The organism is Listeria swaminathanii (assembly GCF_014229645.1).
Lineage (GTDB): Bacteria > Bacillota > Bacilli > Lactobacillales > Listeriaceae > Listeria > Listeria swaminathanii.
Map to the genome: position 1 here is coordinate 1331458 of NZ_JAATOD010000001.1, position 14137 is coordinate 1345594.

16 protein-coding genes are annotated in these 14137 nt (G+C 38.3%); 2 read left to right on the forward strand and 14 right to left on the reverse strand.

Features of this window, described 5'->3' with window-relative positions; translation table 11 throughout:
* Window positions 1-95: 95 nt before the first annotated feature.
* Window positions 96-620 (reverse strand): YtxH domain-containing protein, encoded by a 525-nt coding sequence (locus tag HCX62_RS06615; protein ID WP_185637845.1) that lies wholly within the window; start codon window positions 618-620, stop codon window positions 96-98.
* 21 nt (window positions 621-641) lie between these two features.
* Window positions 642-1097, reverse strand: coding sequence for a DUF948 domain-containing protein (locus HCX62_RS06620; protein ID WP_003723567.1), 456 nt, complete (start codon window positions 1095-1097; stop codon window positions 642-644).
* A gap of 257 nt (window positions 1098-1354) precedes the next feature.
* On the opposite strand from HCX62_RS06620, the gene HCX62_RS06625 reads away from it, so the two are divergent.
* Window positions 1355-2467, forward strand: a complete 1113-nt coding sequence (locus tag HCX62_RS06625; protein WP_008947966.1) for a M29 family aminopeptidase T — start codon at window positions 1355-1357, stop codon at window positions 2465-2467.
* 39 nt (window positions 2468-2506) lie between these two features.
* On the opposite strand, the gene HCX62_RS06630 is transcribed toward HCX62_RS06625, so the two are convergent.
* The 8 genes from HCX62_RS06630 to HCX62_RS06665 all read right to left on the reverse strand — a co-directional run bounded on the left by HCX62_RS06630 (window position 2507) and on the right by HCX62_RS06665 (window position 10673).
* Window positions 2507-3052, reverse strand: coding sequence for a peroxiredoxin (locus tag HCX62_RS06630; protein ID WP_185395835.1), 546 nt, complete (start codon window positions 3050-3052; stop codon window positions 2507-2509).
* 144 nt (window positions 3053-3196) lie between these two features.
* A complete protein-coding gene (gene murC / locus HCX62_RS06635) occupies window positions 3197-4540 on the reverse strand; it encodes a UDP-N-acetylmuramate--L-alanine ligase (protein ID WP_185637847.1) in 1344 nt (447 codons plus the stop codon).
* Between the two features lie 295 nt (window positions 4541-4835).
* Window positions 4836-7199, reverse strand: a complete 2364-nt coding sequence (locus HCX62_RS06640) for a DNA translocase FtsK (protein WP_185637849.1) — start codon at window positions 7197-7199, stop codon at window positions 4836-4838.
* 309 nt (window positions 7200-7508) lie between these two features.
* Entirely contained in the window at window positions 7509-8126 is a 618-nt protein-coding gene (gene ytpR, locus HCX62_RS06645) for a YtpR family tRNA-binding protein (RefSeq protein WP_185637850.1), read from the reverse strand.
* Between the two features lie 5 nt (window positions 8127-8131).
* Window positions 8132-8932 carry a DUF1444 domain-containing protein gene (locus tag HCX62_RS06650; RefSeq protein ID WP_185637852.1) on the reverse strand — a complete coding sequence of 267 codons (801 nt, stop codon included), beginning with the start codon at window positions 8930-8932 and terminating at the stop codon, window positions 8132-8134.
* Window positions 8933-8966: 34 nt separating this feature from the next.
* A complete protein-coding gene (locus HCX62_RS06655) occupies window positions 8967-9278 on the reverse strand; it encodes a thioredoxin family protein (protein ID WP_185637853.1) in 312 nt (103 codons plus the stop codon).
* A gap of 110 nt (window positions 9279-9388) precedes the next feature.
* Window positions 9389-9607 (reverse strand): hypothetical protein, encoded by a 219-nt coding sequence (locus tag HCX62_RS06660; RefSeq protein ID WP_185637855.1) that lies wholly within the window; start codon window positions 9605-9607, stop codon window positions 9389-9391.
* On the reverse strand, window positions 9600-10673 hold the full coding sequence (locus tag HCX62_RS06665; protein WP_185637857.1) for a M42 family metallopeptidase: 1074 nt from the start codon (window positions 10671-10673) through the stop codon (window positions 9600-9602). The genes HCX62_RS06660 and HCX62_RS06665 overlap by 8 nt, the downstream gene beginning before the upstream one ends.
* 197 nt (window positions 10674-10870) lie before the next feature.
* On the opposite strand from HCX62_RS06665, the gene HCX62_RS06670 reads away from it, so the two are divergent.
* Window positions 10871-11182, forward strand: coding sequence for a PepSY domain-containing protein (locus HCX62_RS06670; protein WP_003748003.1), 312 nt, complete (start codon window positions 10871-10873; stop codon window positions 11180-11182).
* Between the two features lie 36 nt (window positions 11183-11218).
* Here the strand turns inward: HCX62_RS06670 and HCX62_RS06675 are convergent, their stop codons facing one another.
* The 4 genes from HCX62_RS06675 to HCX62_RS06690 all read right to left on the reverse strand — a co-directional run bounded on the left by HCX62_RS06675 (window position 11219) and on the right by HCX62_RS06690 (window position 13943).
* Window positions 11219-11467 (reverse strand): metal-sensitive transcriptional regulator, encoded by a 249-nt coding sequence (locus tag HCX62_RS06675; RefSeq protein WP_185637859.1) that lies wholly within the window; start codon window positions 11465-11467, stop codon window positions 11219-11221.
* Window positions 11468-11600: 133 nt separating this feature from the next.
* Window positions 11601-12449: a YtnP family quorum-quenching lactonase gene (locus HCX62_RS06680; RefSeq protein ID WP_185637861.1), complete on the reverse strand. Its 849-nt coding sequence runs from the start codon at window positions 12447-12449 to the stop codon at window positions 11601-11603.
* A 60-nt stretch (window positions 12450-12509) separates the two neighbouring features.
* Entirely contained in the window at window positions 12510-13154 is a 645-nt protein-coding gene (gene trmB / locus HCX62_RS06685; RefSeq protein ID WP_185637863.1) for a tRNA (guanosine(46)-N7)-methyltransferase TrmB, read from the reverse strand.
* A gap of 6 nt (window positions 13155-13160) precedes the next feature.
* Window positions 13161-13943, reverse strand: coding sequence for a phosphotransferase family protein (locus HCX62_RS06690; RefSeq protein WP_185637864.1), 783 nt, complete (start codon window positions 13941-13943; stop codon window positions 13161-13163).
* Window positions 13944-14137: the final 194 nt, after the last annotated feature.

Sequence of the window (14137 nt, forward strand, 5' to 3'; positions counted from 1 at the left end):
CTAATGTTAACACGTTTTGAAATAAATTACAAGCAGATAATTGCTTTTTCTCCTAATAAAAAAACAGCCCCGCAAGGCTGTTTTTTAAACTTACTTTATTTTACTTCTTTTTTAGCATCGGAAGCAATTTTTTTCGCTTCGTCTTTGCCTTCATCTACTGCTTTTTTTGCTTCATTTTTCGCTTTGTCTGCTGCTTTTTCTACATCATCTGCAGCGTCTTTTACTTCACTTTTTACTGCTTCTGCCGCTTTTTTAGCAGCTTCTTGGTTTTCTTCTTTATTTTGTGAAACGACTTCTTTCACTGCTTTGCTTTGTTTAGAAACTGTATCAGCTAATTTACCTGATTTATCTTTTACTACGTCTACGAATCCACCAGCGGAATCAACTAATTTATCTTTAGTTCCTTTGGCAACACCACTGATTTCGATACCTTTTTCATAAGCAACGTCTTTCCATTGGTTGCCTTTTTCTTTAATTGTATCTACTTGTGTATTTAAGTCTTCACGTAGTTCTTTACCTGATTTAGGGGCAAATAGTAGTGCTGCGGCTGAACCAACGATTGCACCAATTAAACCACCGATTAGAAAATCTTTTGTATTAATACCATCTTTTTCTGCCATGTTAAATCCCTCCAAATTATATTAGAAATTAGATTGTTCTGCCGCTTCTTTTGCGGCTTCTTTCGCTGCTTTATTCGCTTTCATTTTTTCTCTAAAAGAAAGAATTGAATTGCTAATTGAGACAGCTTGAGAAATCTTCGCTTCATTTTGTTCTACCTTGTTTGTTGCGAGTGTTGCTAGTTCGCGAACAGATTGACTTAATCCTAGTAAAGAAGTCCCAATGTCACCAACTGCATCAAAAACTGGATCCACTTTCGCTACTTTGCCATTTACATCTTCTAGAAGTGTATTGGTCTTATCAAGCAATTTTTGTGATTGCCCTGTAATCCCTTGTACTTCTACTGTTATTTTTTCTAACGACTTAGCTACCTCATCCATTGTTTGGGACGTTGATTTTAACGTTTTTCCCAAATAGATGGCAATAACTAAAAGCGCAATTGCGGCAATGAGCGCAGCAATATACAAGATTACTATCATCTATCCACACCTCCATATTCTTTTTTCTATACCCTGAGTATTCCCCTCTAAAACTTTCTTCCCTAATGAATCTATGTACAAAATGCAAAAAAGAAAAGGTATTAGCTTCATTTTAGCAAGTAACCGCCGAAAAATAAACTAATAAGAAAGAAACACGCTAATTTGTTGCAGAAGGTTGCTTTTGGCGTGATTTGGAGTAAAATAGATACAGGCTGCTTTTTTGCCCATTTTTAGTTAAAATTCAGGGAGGTAACAATATGAGAGATGCAAGAATCGAAAAATTAGCGCATAATTTAATCAACTATTCCGTCAAACTTGGCGCTGGAGAAAAAGTACTAATCGAAAACTTCGGTGTTCAAAAAGAACTAGTGATGGCTTTAGTGGAAGAAGCATACAAAGCTGGCGGTTTCCCGTTCGTTTCTTTAAAAGAGCCACAAATCGACCGTGCGATGATGCTCGGCGCTAACAGTGAACAATACGCGAAAATTGCTGAATTTGAAGGCAATGTAATGAAAGAAATGGATGCTTACATAGGTTTACGTGCTGGCGATAACATCAACGAAACATCTGATGTACCAGCCGATAAATTGAAAATCAACGGCGAAACAGTTGGTAAAATGCACTCAGATATTCGTGTCAAACAAACAAAATGGGTTGTTCTCCGTTACCCAAGCTCATCCATGGCACAACTTGCTAAAATGAGCACTGCTGGTTTTGAAGATTTCTATTTTGATGTATGTAACTTAGATTACGGAAAAATGAGCGACGCAATGGACGGCTTAGTAGAACTTATGAATAAAACAGATAAAGTACACTTAGTTGGACCAGGAACAGATTTAACATTTAGTATTAAAGATATTCCAGCGATTAAATGTGCTGGTGAAATGAATATCCCGGACGGCGAAGTATTTACTGCTCCAGTTCGTGATTCCATTAACGGAACACTTACGTATAACACGCCTTCTCCTTACCAAGGCTTTACGTTTGAAAATGTATCTTTCACCTTTAAAGATGGAAAAATTGTGGAAGCGACTGCTAACGATACAGCACGCATCAATAAAGTTTTAGATACAGATGAAGGTGCGCGCTTTGTTGGTGAATTCGCAATTGGTGTGAACCCGTTCATCCACGAACCAATGCAAGATATTCTGTTTGATGAAAAAATCGAAGGAAGTTTCCACTTTACACCTGGTCAATGTTATGACGAAGCATTTAATGGTAATCAGTCAGCGATTCACTGGGATCTTGTTAATATTCAACGTGCCGATTACGGTGGAGGCGAAATCTACTTTGACGATGTTCTAATTCGCAAAGATGGTATTTTCGTTCTTCCTGAATTAGCACCACTTAATCCAGAAAACTTAGTATAAAAAAAGCGCTTAGGAATTGATCCTAAGCGCTTTTCTTATTTAAACAATTGTTTTTTCACCTGGTTGCCAGTTAATTGGGCACAGGCCACCTGTTTGTAATGCTTGTAAAACTCGTAAAACTTCATCGACTTCACGGCCGATATTATTATGGTGAACCACTTCGTATTGAATTTCACCTTTTGGATTGATAATGAACAGGCCTCGTAACGCTACGCCCTCTTCTTCAATTAAAACACCGTAATCGCTTGCAACTTGGTGATTCGTATCAGCAGCAAGTGGATAGGATAATTTACCAATTCCACCTTCTTTAATTGGTGTATTGGTCCATGCAAGATGCGAATGAATCGTATCGGTTGAAGCACCAATAATACGTGCATTTAATGCATCAAATTCATCTGACCGAGCGGAAATAGCAACGATTTCTGTCGGACAAACAAATGTAAAGTCCATTGGATAGAAAAAGAGCACTGTCCATTTATCGTCTTCTATATTTTTTTCTAGACTTACTTTACCAAAAGTCTGATTTGGCATAACAGCTTCCATTTCGAATCTTGGAGCTTGCGTGCCTACTAAACGTTCTGCCACTTTTATCCCTCCATTAATTATGTAGTTGTATTTTGCATCACATGATATATTTTAATACACCTAAGAAGGACTGTAAAGCTTTATTTATACTAATTATAAACAAGAAAAAAGCATGCCCGATGATGGACATGCTTTATTTAGTCGTTAATTAATCGCGCTTTTTTTCAAATCAGCAGCTGTGATAACTTCATTATCAAGGACTTTTTCATAGGCAGCTTGGAATTTTTGAACGTCCCCTGCACCCATGAATAAAATAACTGCTTCTGGATATTGTAGTAGCTCTTCTGTATGCTCTTCTTTAATAATATGGTTGCCTTTTGTTTTATGCGCTAAGTCAGCAATCGTTAAATTCCCTGTTTTTTCGCGCGCCGAACCAAAAATGTCACAAAGATATACTTCATCCGCTAAATTTAAGCTATCCGCAAAGCCTTGTAAGAATGTGCGTGTTCGCGTAAATGTGTGCGGCTGGAATACAGCAACTACTTTTTTGTCTGGGTATTTTTGTCTTGCAGCATTCACAGTAGCGCGAATTTCGGATGGATGATGCGCATAGTCATCAACTAACACTTGATTTGCTTTTTCCGTAATGCTAAATCTTCTTTTGACACCTTCAAAGGTTTTTAATTCATTTTTTACTGCTTCTACTGGCAGGCCTTCGTAATCACAAAGCGCAATAACACTTAATGCGTTTAATACGTTGTGATCCCCGTATGCTGGAATTTCAAAAGAACCTAAAAACTCTCCGCGATGATACACGTCGAATTTTGTTCCAGTTGTTTCTTTGATTACGTTTTTCGCTTGGAATTCATTTTCCTCATCAAAGCCAAAGTAAATAATCGGGATATCTAAAGTAAGTTTACGCAATTCGGCATCATCACCCAATGCAAACACAGCTTTTTTCACTTGTTTACCTAGTGTTTCAAACGCGTTAAATACATCATCCACGCTCTTGAAATAATCCGGATGATCCCAATCAATATTTGTCATAATCGCATAGGTTGGTTTATACGCAAGGAAATGGCGTTGATATTCACACGCTTCAAGCGCAAAATATTCCGCTCCTTTTGTCCCGCTGCCAGTACCGTCCCCAATCAAGTAAGAAGTTGGGCGGATAGCGCCAACGACATGAGAAAGAAGACCAGTTGTCGACGTTTTACCGTGCGAACCAGTTATTGCAATACTTGTATAGCCATCTATTAATTGACCTAAAAATTTATGATATCGAATCACTGGAAGACCGAGCTCCAGCGCACGTTCAATTTCTTCATGTGTATCTGGGAATGCGTTCCCAGCGATAATTGTTAGGCCTTCTTGAATATTATCAGCCGAAAAAGTCATAATCGGAATTTGCTTTTCTTCTAAAGCTTTTTGTGTAAAGAAATATTTATTTACATCGCTGCCTTGCACTTGGAAACCTTTATCATGCAGGATTTGAGCAAGTGCACTCATTCCTGACCCTTTTATTCCAACAAAATGATAGATAGTCATTATTTGAACCCCCATTAATTTATCTTGAAGAGGGTGCCTAAAAAAAACATGTTAACTGTTAAGCACCAAGTCTTAACTTTGAAAACAGTATAAAGTCTCCGTTTTCTAGACATCATCTTACGTTCTAATTGTGTTTTATGTTTGAATTCTTAGTTGAGTCAATAATTCACCAGCTTATTATATCACTTTCCATGTAAATAGAAAAATCTTTCAGCGAATATAAGAGAAATTACTCATGAAAATAGCCATATTTTGTAAAACTAATTAAGTAATGTGTTAGTTTAGTACTACAAAATTAAGATTCTTTGTTTCTCAGTTTAGCTAATTGGTCCTTCGTAATAATCACATCTCGCGGTTTGGAACCATTTATCCCTGAAACAATCTGATGATTCTCCAGTGCTTCCATTAATCGCGCTGCCCTATTATAACCAATTCTAAAATGTCTTTGCAACAAGGATGTTGACGCAGCATTTTGGCTTAAAACAAAGTCACATGCTTCTTCAAATAATTCATCGGTATTTTCTTTTACGGATTCTTTTACAAGTAATTCTTGTTCTTCAAAAATATAATCCGCCTCACCTTGACTTCGAACATGAGCAACGACGGCATCAATCTCTTCATCGCTAACGAATGTTCCTTGTAAACGCACTGGCTTACTTGCGCCACTTGGCAAGAAGAGCATGTCCCCTTTTCCAAGTAGTTTTTCTGCCCCACTCGCATCAAGGATTGTTCTAGAGTCGATTTGAGACGATACAGAGAACGAAACACGTGTCGGGATGTTCGCCTTAATAAGACCAGTAATTACGTCTACAGAAGGGCGCTGTGTCGCTACAATCATATGAATACCACATGCCCTTGCTTTTTGGGCGATACGGCTAATTGATTCTTCTACATCATTTGGTGCAACCATCATTAAATCGGCTAATTCATCAATCACAATTAAAATATAAGGTAATTTTTCTCCCGTATGATCTGGGTGACTAGCATATTCATTATATTTTTCCATGTTTCTAACGCCCGTGTGGCTAAATAGTTGATAACGGCGTTCCATTTCTTCTACCGCCCATTTCAAAGCGACTGTTGCGGCTTTGGCATCTGTTATTACCGGGCTCACAAGGTGTGGAATCCGGTTGTACGGAGCTAACTCTACCATTTTTGGATCGATTAAAAGTAATTTCAATTGGTCGGGTGTAGCTTTATATAACAGACTTACAAGCAACGAATTGATACATACACTTTTTCCTGACCCAGTTGCTCCGGCGATTAAACCGTGCGGCATTTTTTGTAAATCGGTAATAATTGGCGTTCCTGAAATATCCAGACCTAGCGCGGCCGTGAGTGGTGATTCAGATGACTGGAAAGCTTCTGTGTTCATTAACTCAGAAAGCATTACCGGGCGGCTTGTTTGGTTAGGAATTTCAATACCTACTGTACTTTTACCCGGTATCGGCGCCTCAATACGTATATCTTTTGCTGCTAAACTTAATTTAATATCATCGGTTAAATTGGTGATTTTGCTAACTTTTACGCCTTTTTCAGGTTGAACTTCAAACCTTGTCACGGCTGGTCCTTGTGTTCTATTAACTACACTCGCATGGACGTTGAAATTTTCTAATGTTTCATCTAGCATCTCTTGCTGCATTTGAAGCCAAGAATCATCTTCTCGTTTTGATACTGGCGGATGGAGCAAGCCGAATGACGGAAACTCATAATTCGTTGGATAAGTTGCTGTCACAGGTTGTGCTTGTTGCGTAATATTTGGTTGTTCTTCTACTGTAGCTGGTTTTTCCAAGACAACTTCATGTACTTCTTCTTTTTGAAGTGCTTGCTTGTCTTTTTTCACCATCATAACGTTAAAAGGAATTCTGCTTTTCAACATTTGTTCTTGTCTGTTCGATTCCACTTGCGCACTTCTCGCAGGTGGTGTTGTTTGTGTCTGTTCTTCTTTAATAAGAGAAACGCGTTGTGGCTCTGGTTCTACTGGTTCGGAAATTGGTTCAACCTCCATTTGTTCAGGTTCAACTACAACTTCTTCCTCTGACACCGAAACTACTTCTTCTGGAAAATCTGCTTCTAATTGACGATCCAACTCCGCGTCAAGGGCAATTGTTTCTGCTTCTGCTGATTCTAATAAATCAACTGGTGTAATCGTTAAATCTTCTTGTATTTTCGCTATTTCTTCTGCTTCTGATACAGCAAATTCAAATTTACTTGGTCGTTTTTTAAAAGCGTAGACAGGCGAAGGGACATCCGTCGCAGTAAAAGGTCTTTTTCTTGTTTCTGTTTTTACTGGTTGCGGTCTTTCCTCTACTTGTCTTTCTGTTATTGGTTGTTTTTTTGGTTGAATTGGTTGGCTTACTTGTTTATCTGGAATTAATGGGAAACGAAATTCACCTTTTGGATACTGATATACCATCTGTGTTTTCATTTGCCGTTTCACTGCTTGTACTGGTTTTTGTTTTGGCATTACTTTATGTGCAACTGGTCGCTCGTTTCTTATAGTACGTTCTTTTGTCTTAATAGCTGTTACGTTTGATTTTGGTACTACTTCTGGCGCTCGTTTTTTTACTTGTTTTTCTACTTTTCTAGAAGACGTATCTTCGTATGTATCTATTTCTTCGTCCATATCGCCAAAGAAAAAATCTTTAAACCATCCCATTCATTATCACCCTAAATTTAATTTTCTTGTTTGATTTTAACAGACAAAAACAAAATAATCTATGACAAAATTGTGAATTCGCCATTTTTTAAGCCATATTCGTTATAATACCTTGCTATCACTAGGTTTAAACCTGATATAAGTTTTTGTTATAACTCGGAAATCGACTCATTTTTGTACGATTTATATGTAATTTGTATACAATTGGATGGAAATAGTTCTACATTTACATCGATTTCACAATATATGATAATTAGCAACAAAAAAAGCGCCTAATATAGCATTAGACGCTTAAAAATAATCATTTATTTAGAAATTAACCGGAAACTCTTCCCCAGGTGTAGCTGAATCCTCAAGAACAAGAATACCTTTTTCAGTAGGTGCATCAGGGATGGCAAGTTCACGCGCAGCACATACCATACCGAAAGAATCTTCTCCGCGCAAATTAGACGGTTTAATAATCAAACCACTCGGCATAACCGCTCCAATTTTCGCAACAACTACTTTTTGTCCCGCTTCAATGTTTGGAGCACCGCATACAATTTGCAATACTTCTTCCCCTACATTGATTTGGCAGACGTTTAATTTATCTGCATTAGGATGTTTTTCCTTTGATTCTACATACCCTACTACAAATTTTGGAGATAAATCAGCAACGATTTCTGGTTCAAATCCAGCTTTTTCGATTACTTGATTCATTAACGCAACTAACTCTTCCGTTAATTCCACCTTTCCATTTGCAGTAATATCGAAGTATTTAGAGCTGTTAAAGATATTGAAGCCCGCAACTTCTTTTGTTTCACGATCAAAAATTCGAGCTACGTCACCGCGGCGTTCCCATGCACGATTTTCGAATGTTACTTCACCTGTTTCAATTAGTAGAGTGTCCCCTACCCCTTTTTCATTATAAAATGCGTTTACTATCACGTCTTCTACTCCTTTAATCTGTTTTTTGCCATTATAAATATCGGTTCAAGTTTACCATTATTATAGACAAATGGCAAAGAGGTAATTGGTACGAGCCCATCTGCGAAGAAATCCATCGTCATATGCGCTAAAACGTCATAACCTGTATTGTCTTGAATATCCCCAATAATTAAGACATCTTGATGCGGTACAGCAAGCACCATTTCACCAGTCAACTTCTCGCGCATTTCCCGAAGAAACGCATCGTTTAGTAATCGACTTGCATCATAGCCATCGTTTGTACGTACGAAATAAAAATCATTGCCATTCACCGAATCTTTTTTCAGCGGGATTTCTAGTTTAGATAGGTTGCAGAAAGCAGCTTCTTTTATTTCCTCGTGTGTCAGATTCGCTTTTCCAAGCATACTTTCTTCAATGAAACGATAGGATTTCCCTAAGTCATACGCGTAGAAAATTTTCGTTTCCGCTGTATGTTCATCCGTCAGCAACGACTCCCCCGCTTTCGTTTTGCTTGGGAAAGAGGTCGCGCGAACAACTGGATAAATATTTGATTTATTTTGTTGAAGCTCAACATTTCCTGCCGCAGCCCGAAAACCTTCTTCGACATAATAAACTATTTTTTCAATCGCCGCATCACCGTCATTTTCATAATTCGCGATAATTTGTGGAATAGTTAAGGTTACTTTTTTACCACCTTGCGTAACCGAAAGCGTATCGTTATCTCGATTATACGCAAACTGCCGATTCGGCGCTTTTAGTTCTTTTTCTAGTCTCTCTTTCATTTTTAACGTGGTCATTTTCGCCATAGGTGCCTCCCCTTCCATAAAAAGCAATCACTTTTTATATTGCAGCTAGGAAATCATTAATTTCTTCTTTTGTTTTTCTATCTTTACTTACGAAACGCCCTACTTCTTCATCATCTTCAAACGCCAGAAAACTAGGAATTCCAAAAATCGCTAAATCCGCACATAAATCAATAAATTTATCGCGATCAACATGATAAAAAGCAAAATCCTCATTTTCCGCTTCGATTTCAGGCATTACCGGTTCAATATATTTACAATCGCCGCACCAATCAGCACTAAACATAAAAACTGATTTACCTTCTGCTTTGATATTGTTAAATTGCTCTACTGATTCTAAGTTTTTCATTTCGCTACACTCCTTCTTCTTCATACTAGTTAAATCCTAACGCCTAGCAAAGGTTTCGTCCAGAATTACGCTCATGAAAAAAGTCCGGCTCCGTTCAAGAGCCAAACTTTTCACCTCACTTTAGAACGCGCTTTTTTCTTTTCTAAATAGTCATTAAAAAAAGCAAAAAACAGCGTAATAATCCCTGCAACCAAGGTCGTGATTATCCAACCAATTTCCGAATCTCGAAAATACGGCACATGGGCAACGTAACCTAATAAGAATAATAAACTTGCCGCCAAAAGTAGCAAACCAACTACAAATACCGGTTTTTTCAATATTTTACGCATTGTTTTTAATAGTTTCAAAAGTCGTTTTATCAAGGCCGCGAATGAGTGTCGTAATCATTTCTTTCGCCGCCGCGTAATCATCCACGTGTAAAATCGAGTTAGACGAGTGGATATATCTAGCCGGAACACCAATTACCGCACTCGGAATTCCACTTAGTGATGTATGCACTTTACCAGCATCGGTTCCACCTGGCGAAACGAAATATTGGTATGGAATTTTATTCGTTTCAGCTGTGTCTAATAAAAATTCACGCATACCGCGATGCATAATCATCGTCCGGTCAAATATGCGCAATAAGAAACCTTGACCAATTTGGCCGAATTGCGATTTATTTCCAGTTGTATCGTTAGCAGGACTGGCATCTAACGCGAAGAATAAATCCGGTTTAATCATATTTGCACTTACACCCGCACCACGCAGACCAACTTCTTCTTGTACGTTCGCTCCAGCAAAAAGAGTATTTGGTAACGATTCACCTTTCAGTTCTTTCATAAGTTCAATCGCAAGACCTACGCCATAACGATTATCCCATGCTTTCGCTAAAATTTTCTTCGGATTTGCAAGCGGCGTGAATTCCGCTACCGGAACGATAAATTGCCCGGGTTTAATGCCGATTTTTTCCGCATCCGCTTTATCATCTGCGCCAATATCAATCAGTAAGTTTTTAGGATCTGTCGGTTTACTACGCTCCGCTTCCGATAACAAGTGCGGCGGAACAGAAGCAACAACCCCGATAACAGGACCATTCGGCGCCATAATTTGCACTCGTTGCGCTTGTAAAACTTGCGGATTCCAACCACCGATTGTTTGAAAACGAAGCAAGCCATTGTCCGTAATTTGCGTTACCATAAAACCAACTTCATCCATGTGAGCGGCTACAAGAACACGCGGGCCATCAGTCGCTCCGTGGCGGACGCCGAAAATGCCACCTAAGCCATCTTGGATAATTTCATCGGAAACTGGTTCAAGTTCTTTTCGCATAAAAGCACGAATTCTATGTTCATCACCCGAAGTACCTTGAAGTTCCGTTAATTCTTTAAACATCGCTAACGTTTCTTTTTCCATTAATAATCATCTCTTTCCGTCTGAAATCTCTCTTATTATAGCAAATAATATCCGTTTCTGCTCGCCTCACTTCTCCATTTTCTGGAAAGCGCGTTCAAAAATCCTTTTATAATCAAAAATTTGTAGTATAATGATTAAAAGAGATGTTCCGAGTAGCATCTTTTAAAAAGAATAGGAAACACTAGGGAGGAAAAGCGATGAACTGGAAAGCTTTCATTGCAGGCGTTGGAGCAGGAGCAGCGGCTGGACACCTTGTTTATCATTATTTACTTAGCGATAAAACAATTTCAGGGGATGTCATCTTAGAAAACGTAAAAGATGCGTTCAAACAAGACGGACCAATTGAAGGTTCTTGGATTCAACTTAAAAAGCAACATTACAAAAAATTCGCGATTGACACATTCGTTTACCACGGCGGCATTACATGTATTCGTGAAGGCGAGAAAAAACAATTCGAATTTATCGCAGACGCTAATACAGGAACAATCATTGATGTATATTTAGCATAAAATTAAAACGACTCCCCATTTTCGGGAGTCGTTTTTTTAACGGATAAAACTATCGATTTTCTTTTTGATTACTGTTTCATCGGTTTCGCCTTGCTTGATTAAGTCTTTCATTTGCTCGGTATAAATTAGTTTCGCGGCGGCGTCCATTGCTTTTTTCACCGCGGCTATTTGTTGCATGATTGTTTCTAGATCACGTTCTTCTTCTGTCATATTTTTGATAGAGCGCACATGACCTTCTATCTTCGCAAATCTCGTTACTAGCGCCTTCTTTTCTTCAATATTCATATATACCCCCATATAGTATACTCGCTGGCAACCCCCTACCCAGGTTGTCATTTTGGCTTTATTTAATGATTTATAACTTATATAATAACACAAAATAAAAATACCCTCAAAAAAAGAAGCGGAATCCCACTTCTCAATTTCGGTTTTTTATTTTTAATTCAGATGTAATTTCTCCATTTTCGCCAATTTTAACTGCTCGAAATCTAGCGTCATGATAAGATAAAAACCAATAATTTTTTCCAAAAGTTTGTTGAAAAATTTCCTGTTTGGCCGAGATAGAAGTCATCGGATAATCATCATAAGCGGTTACCCAGAGAACATTTTGATGAGCAAATGTTGGAAATATATCTGCCATATGAATCGCCTTTTCTCCAGCAAAATCCAACCAAATGACAGCATGCCCATTACTATGTCCTCCAGTATGTGTCATTTTAATTGCATCGTTGAATTCTTTTTCTTTCGCGAAGGTGTGAATCTGCCCTTCTATCGCTTCCCAGTTTTCTTGCCAATACGTGGCTTTCGAACGAACATTGGGGTGGCGCATTTCATCCCATTCGATGTCCGAAGTCCAAATTTCCGCATTTGGAAAAATCGAGTAGTTCCCCTCTTCCGAAATACCCGTTAGACCTAGTACATGGTCAAAATGAAGATGCGTCATTAAAATATAGTCAATATCTTCTGGCGCAACACCTAATTTCGCTAAATCATCTAGTACAAACGACTCTTCTGTCACGCCATAATTCCGTCGTTGCTTTTCCGTTAGTCGCCCGTTTCCTAACCCGCTATCAATTAAATAATTTTTCCCTAAATACCGGAAAAACATTGGATCAGTTACGTTAGCCAGTTGATTTTTTTCATTTGCTGGATATTTTTTCTCCCATAAAGGTTTTGGCACGACACCGAACATCGCCCCGCCATCAAAATGAGTATAGCCTCCGCGCAACCAATAGATGTTGATTTCTCCAATTTGAATGGAATCCACTTTGAACGCCTCCCACTGAAAATAAAAACCAGATGCAGCAGATGCACCTGGTTATCCTAATTAATTTCTATCAAATTTTGCTTCAAGACGATAGATTGGGAATCCTTTAGCTGAAAATTTTTCTTCGTATTCAGTTTTGATATTCCCTTCATAATCGCTGTTATGCAAATCAAGTGAAACAAAAGTTAGTAACATGTTGTATTCTGAAAAAGCTACTAACGAATATTCGAATAAACTGCGGTTATCGGTTTTAAAATGTATCTCCCCCGCTGTCGGTAGAAGTCGCTCATAGATTGTTAAGAATGTCGGGTTGGTTAAGCGGCGTTTCGTATGACGCTTTTTCGGCCACGGATCAGAGAAATTTAAATAAATTTGTGCTATTTCTCCTTTTTCGAAACATTCTTCTAGTAATTTCGCGTCTCTTGCAACTAAGCGTAAATTAGGAACATCTACTTCAATTGCTTTATCCAGCGCAGAAACGAGAACACTTTCAATCATTTCAATACCGATATAGTTGACTTCCGGATTCGCTTTCGCCATGCCACTAACAAACTGGCCTTTACCGGAACCGATTTCGATATGAATAGGATTGTTATTGCCAAATACTTCTTGCCAGCGACCTTTAAAATCTTCTGGGTTTTTGATGTAAATTGCTGGAAATTCTTCCAAACGATCTTTTGCCCATGGTTTATGTTTTACACGCATCTTTCTTTACACCTCATCATCTTCTATTGCATTTTGAAAAATTTGTTTTGCTCGTTCGTTTGCTTCATCAGACTGGTCGGTTGTGAGTTGCATGACCGTTTGGCAAATTGTATACCATTTTAATTTGCGATGTAAGTCGGTCGTTAAAGTTGTGCCGTAATTAGCTAGCCAACGATTCCACTCTTTTCGCGGAATGTATTGGTATAAAATCATCCCGATATCGTTTGCAGCATCCGCAAGCATCGCGCCATCCCAATCAACAAGAAACAATTCGTTTTCTTCAGAGATAATCCAGTTATTATGATTAACGTCCCCGTGACAAACGACATAATCCGTCGTCTCCACCGCAGATACATGTTGATCTAAATAGTGAATTGCATCTGTTATTTCTTTCGTTACATCATTATTAGCTTCTGTTGCCACTTTTACGTGTTGCAACAGTTGATTTGCAGAAAAATAGCAGTTTTCGATTTTTGCTAGCATATGTTGCAAGTTTTCTGAATGATGAATTTTAGCCAATAGTTGCGCCACTCTTGGACCAATCATTTCTTCACGCGTCAAAATATGACAATTCACCCATTTTTGCGCAGTGATAACATCGCCATTCTCTACCCGCCTTGTCCAAACTAGTTTTGGAACAATGTTTTCTACGGAAAGCGCAGCTAAAAAAGGCGAAGAATTTCTTTTTAAAAAGAATTTTTCGTCTTCATGTGTTGCAACGAATGCTTGGCCAGTTTCCCCTCCGGCCGGGGCTATGTCATATTCTCTCCCAAAAAAGTCATTTTTCATCTACATGCACACCTTTTACTAGCTCTTTGCAACTTCATTATCCCTCGTTTATTTCACTTCCGAACAAATAGGTAACTATTCATGATTTTACTTCTCTTAGCCTTACTAGTCAAGTCAACATATGTTCGTTCTACGTATTTTTTTTGCAGTTTTACGTCATTTATACAAAAAAAGTACATCCCCCGGAAAAGGAA

What these genes read in the sequence shown, in the direction of transcription:
- HCX62_RS06615 (WP_185637845.1), bottom strand. Translation starts at nt 620, where the DNA reads ATGGCAGAAAAAGATGGTATTAATACAAAAGATTTTCTAATCGGTGGT.
- HCX62_RS06620 (WP_003723567.1), bottom strand. Translation starts at nt 1,097, where the DNA reads ATGATAGTAATCTTGTATATTGCTGCGCTCATTGCCGCAATTGCGCTT.
- HCX62_RS06625 (WP_008947966.1), top strand. Translation starts at nt 1,355, where the DNA reads ATGAGAGATGCAAGAATCGAAAAATTAGCGCATAATTTAATCAACTAT.
- murC (WP_185637847.1), bottom strand. Translation starts at nt 4,540, where the DNA reads ATGACTATCTATCATTTTGTTGGAATAAAAGGGTCAGGAATGAGTGCA.
- HCX62_RS06640 (WP_185637849.1), bottom strand. Translation starts at nt 7,199, where the DNA reads ATGGGATGGTTTAAAGATTTTTTCTTTGGCGATATGGACGAAGAAATA.
- HCX62_RS06650 (WP_185637852.1), bottom strand. Translation starts at nt 8,932, where the DNA reads ATGGCGAAAATGACCACGTTAAAAATGAAAGAGAGACTAGAAAAAGAA.
- HCX62_RS06655 (WP_185637853.1), bottom strand. Translation starts at nt 9,278, where the DNA reads ATGAAAAACTTAGAATCAGTAGAGCAATTTAACAATATCAAAGCAGAA.
- HCX62_RS06660 (WP_185637855.1), bottom strand. Translation starts at nt 9,607, where the DNA reads ATGCGTAAAATATTGAAAAAACCGGTATTTGTAGTTGGTTTGCTACTT.
- HCX62_RS06665 (WP_185637857.1), bottom strand. Translation starts at nt 10,673, where the DNA reads ATGGAAAAAGAAACGTTAGCGATGTTTAAAGAATTAACGGAACTTCAA.
- HCX62_RS06670 (WP_003748003.1), top strand. Translation starts at nt 10,871, where the DNA reads ATGAACTGGAAAGCTTTCATTGCAGGCGTTGGAGCAGGAGCAGCGGCT.
- HCX62_RS06675 (WP_185637859.1), bottom strand. Translation starts at nt 11,467, where the DNA reads ATGAATATTGAAGAAAAGAAGGCGCTAGTAACGAGATTTGCGAAGATA.
- trmB (WP_185637863.1), bottom strand. Translation starts at nt 13,154, where the DNA reads ATGCGTGTAAAACATAAACCATGGGCAAAAGATCGTTTGGAAGAATTT.
- HCX62_RS06690 (WP_185637864.1), bottom strand. Translation starts at nt 13,943, where the DNA reads ATGAAAAATGACTTTTTTGGGAGAGAATATGACATAGCCCCGGCCGGA.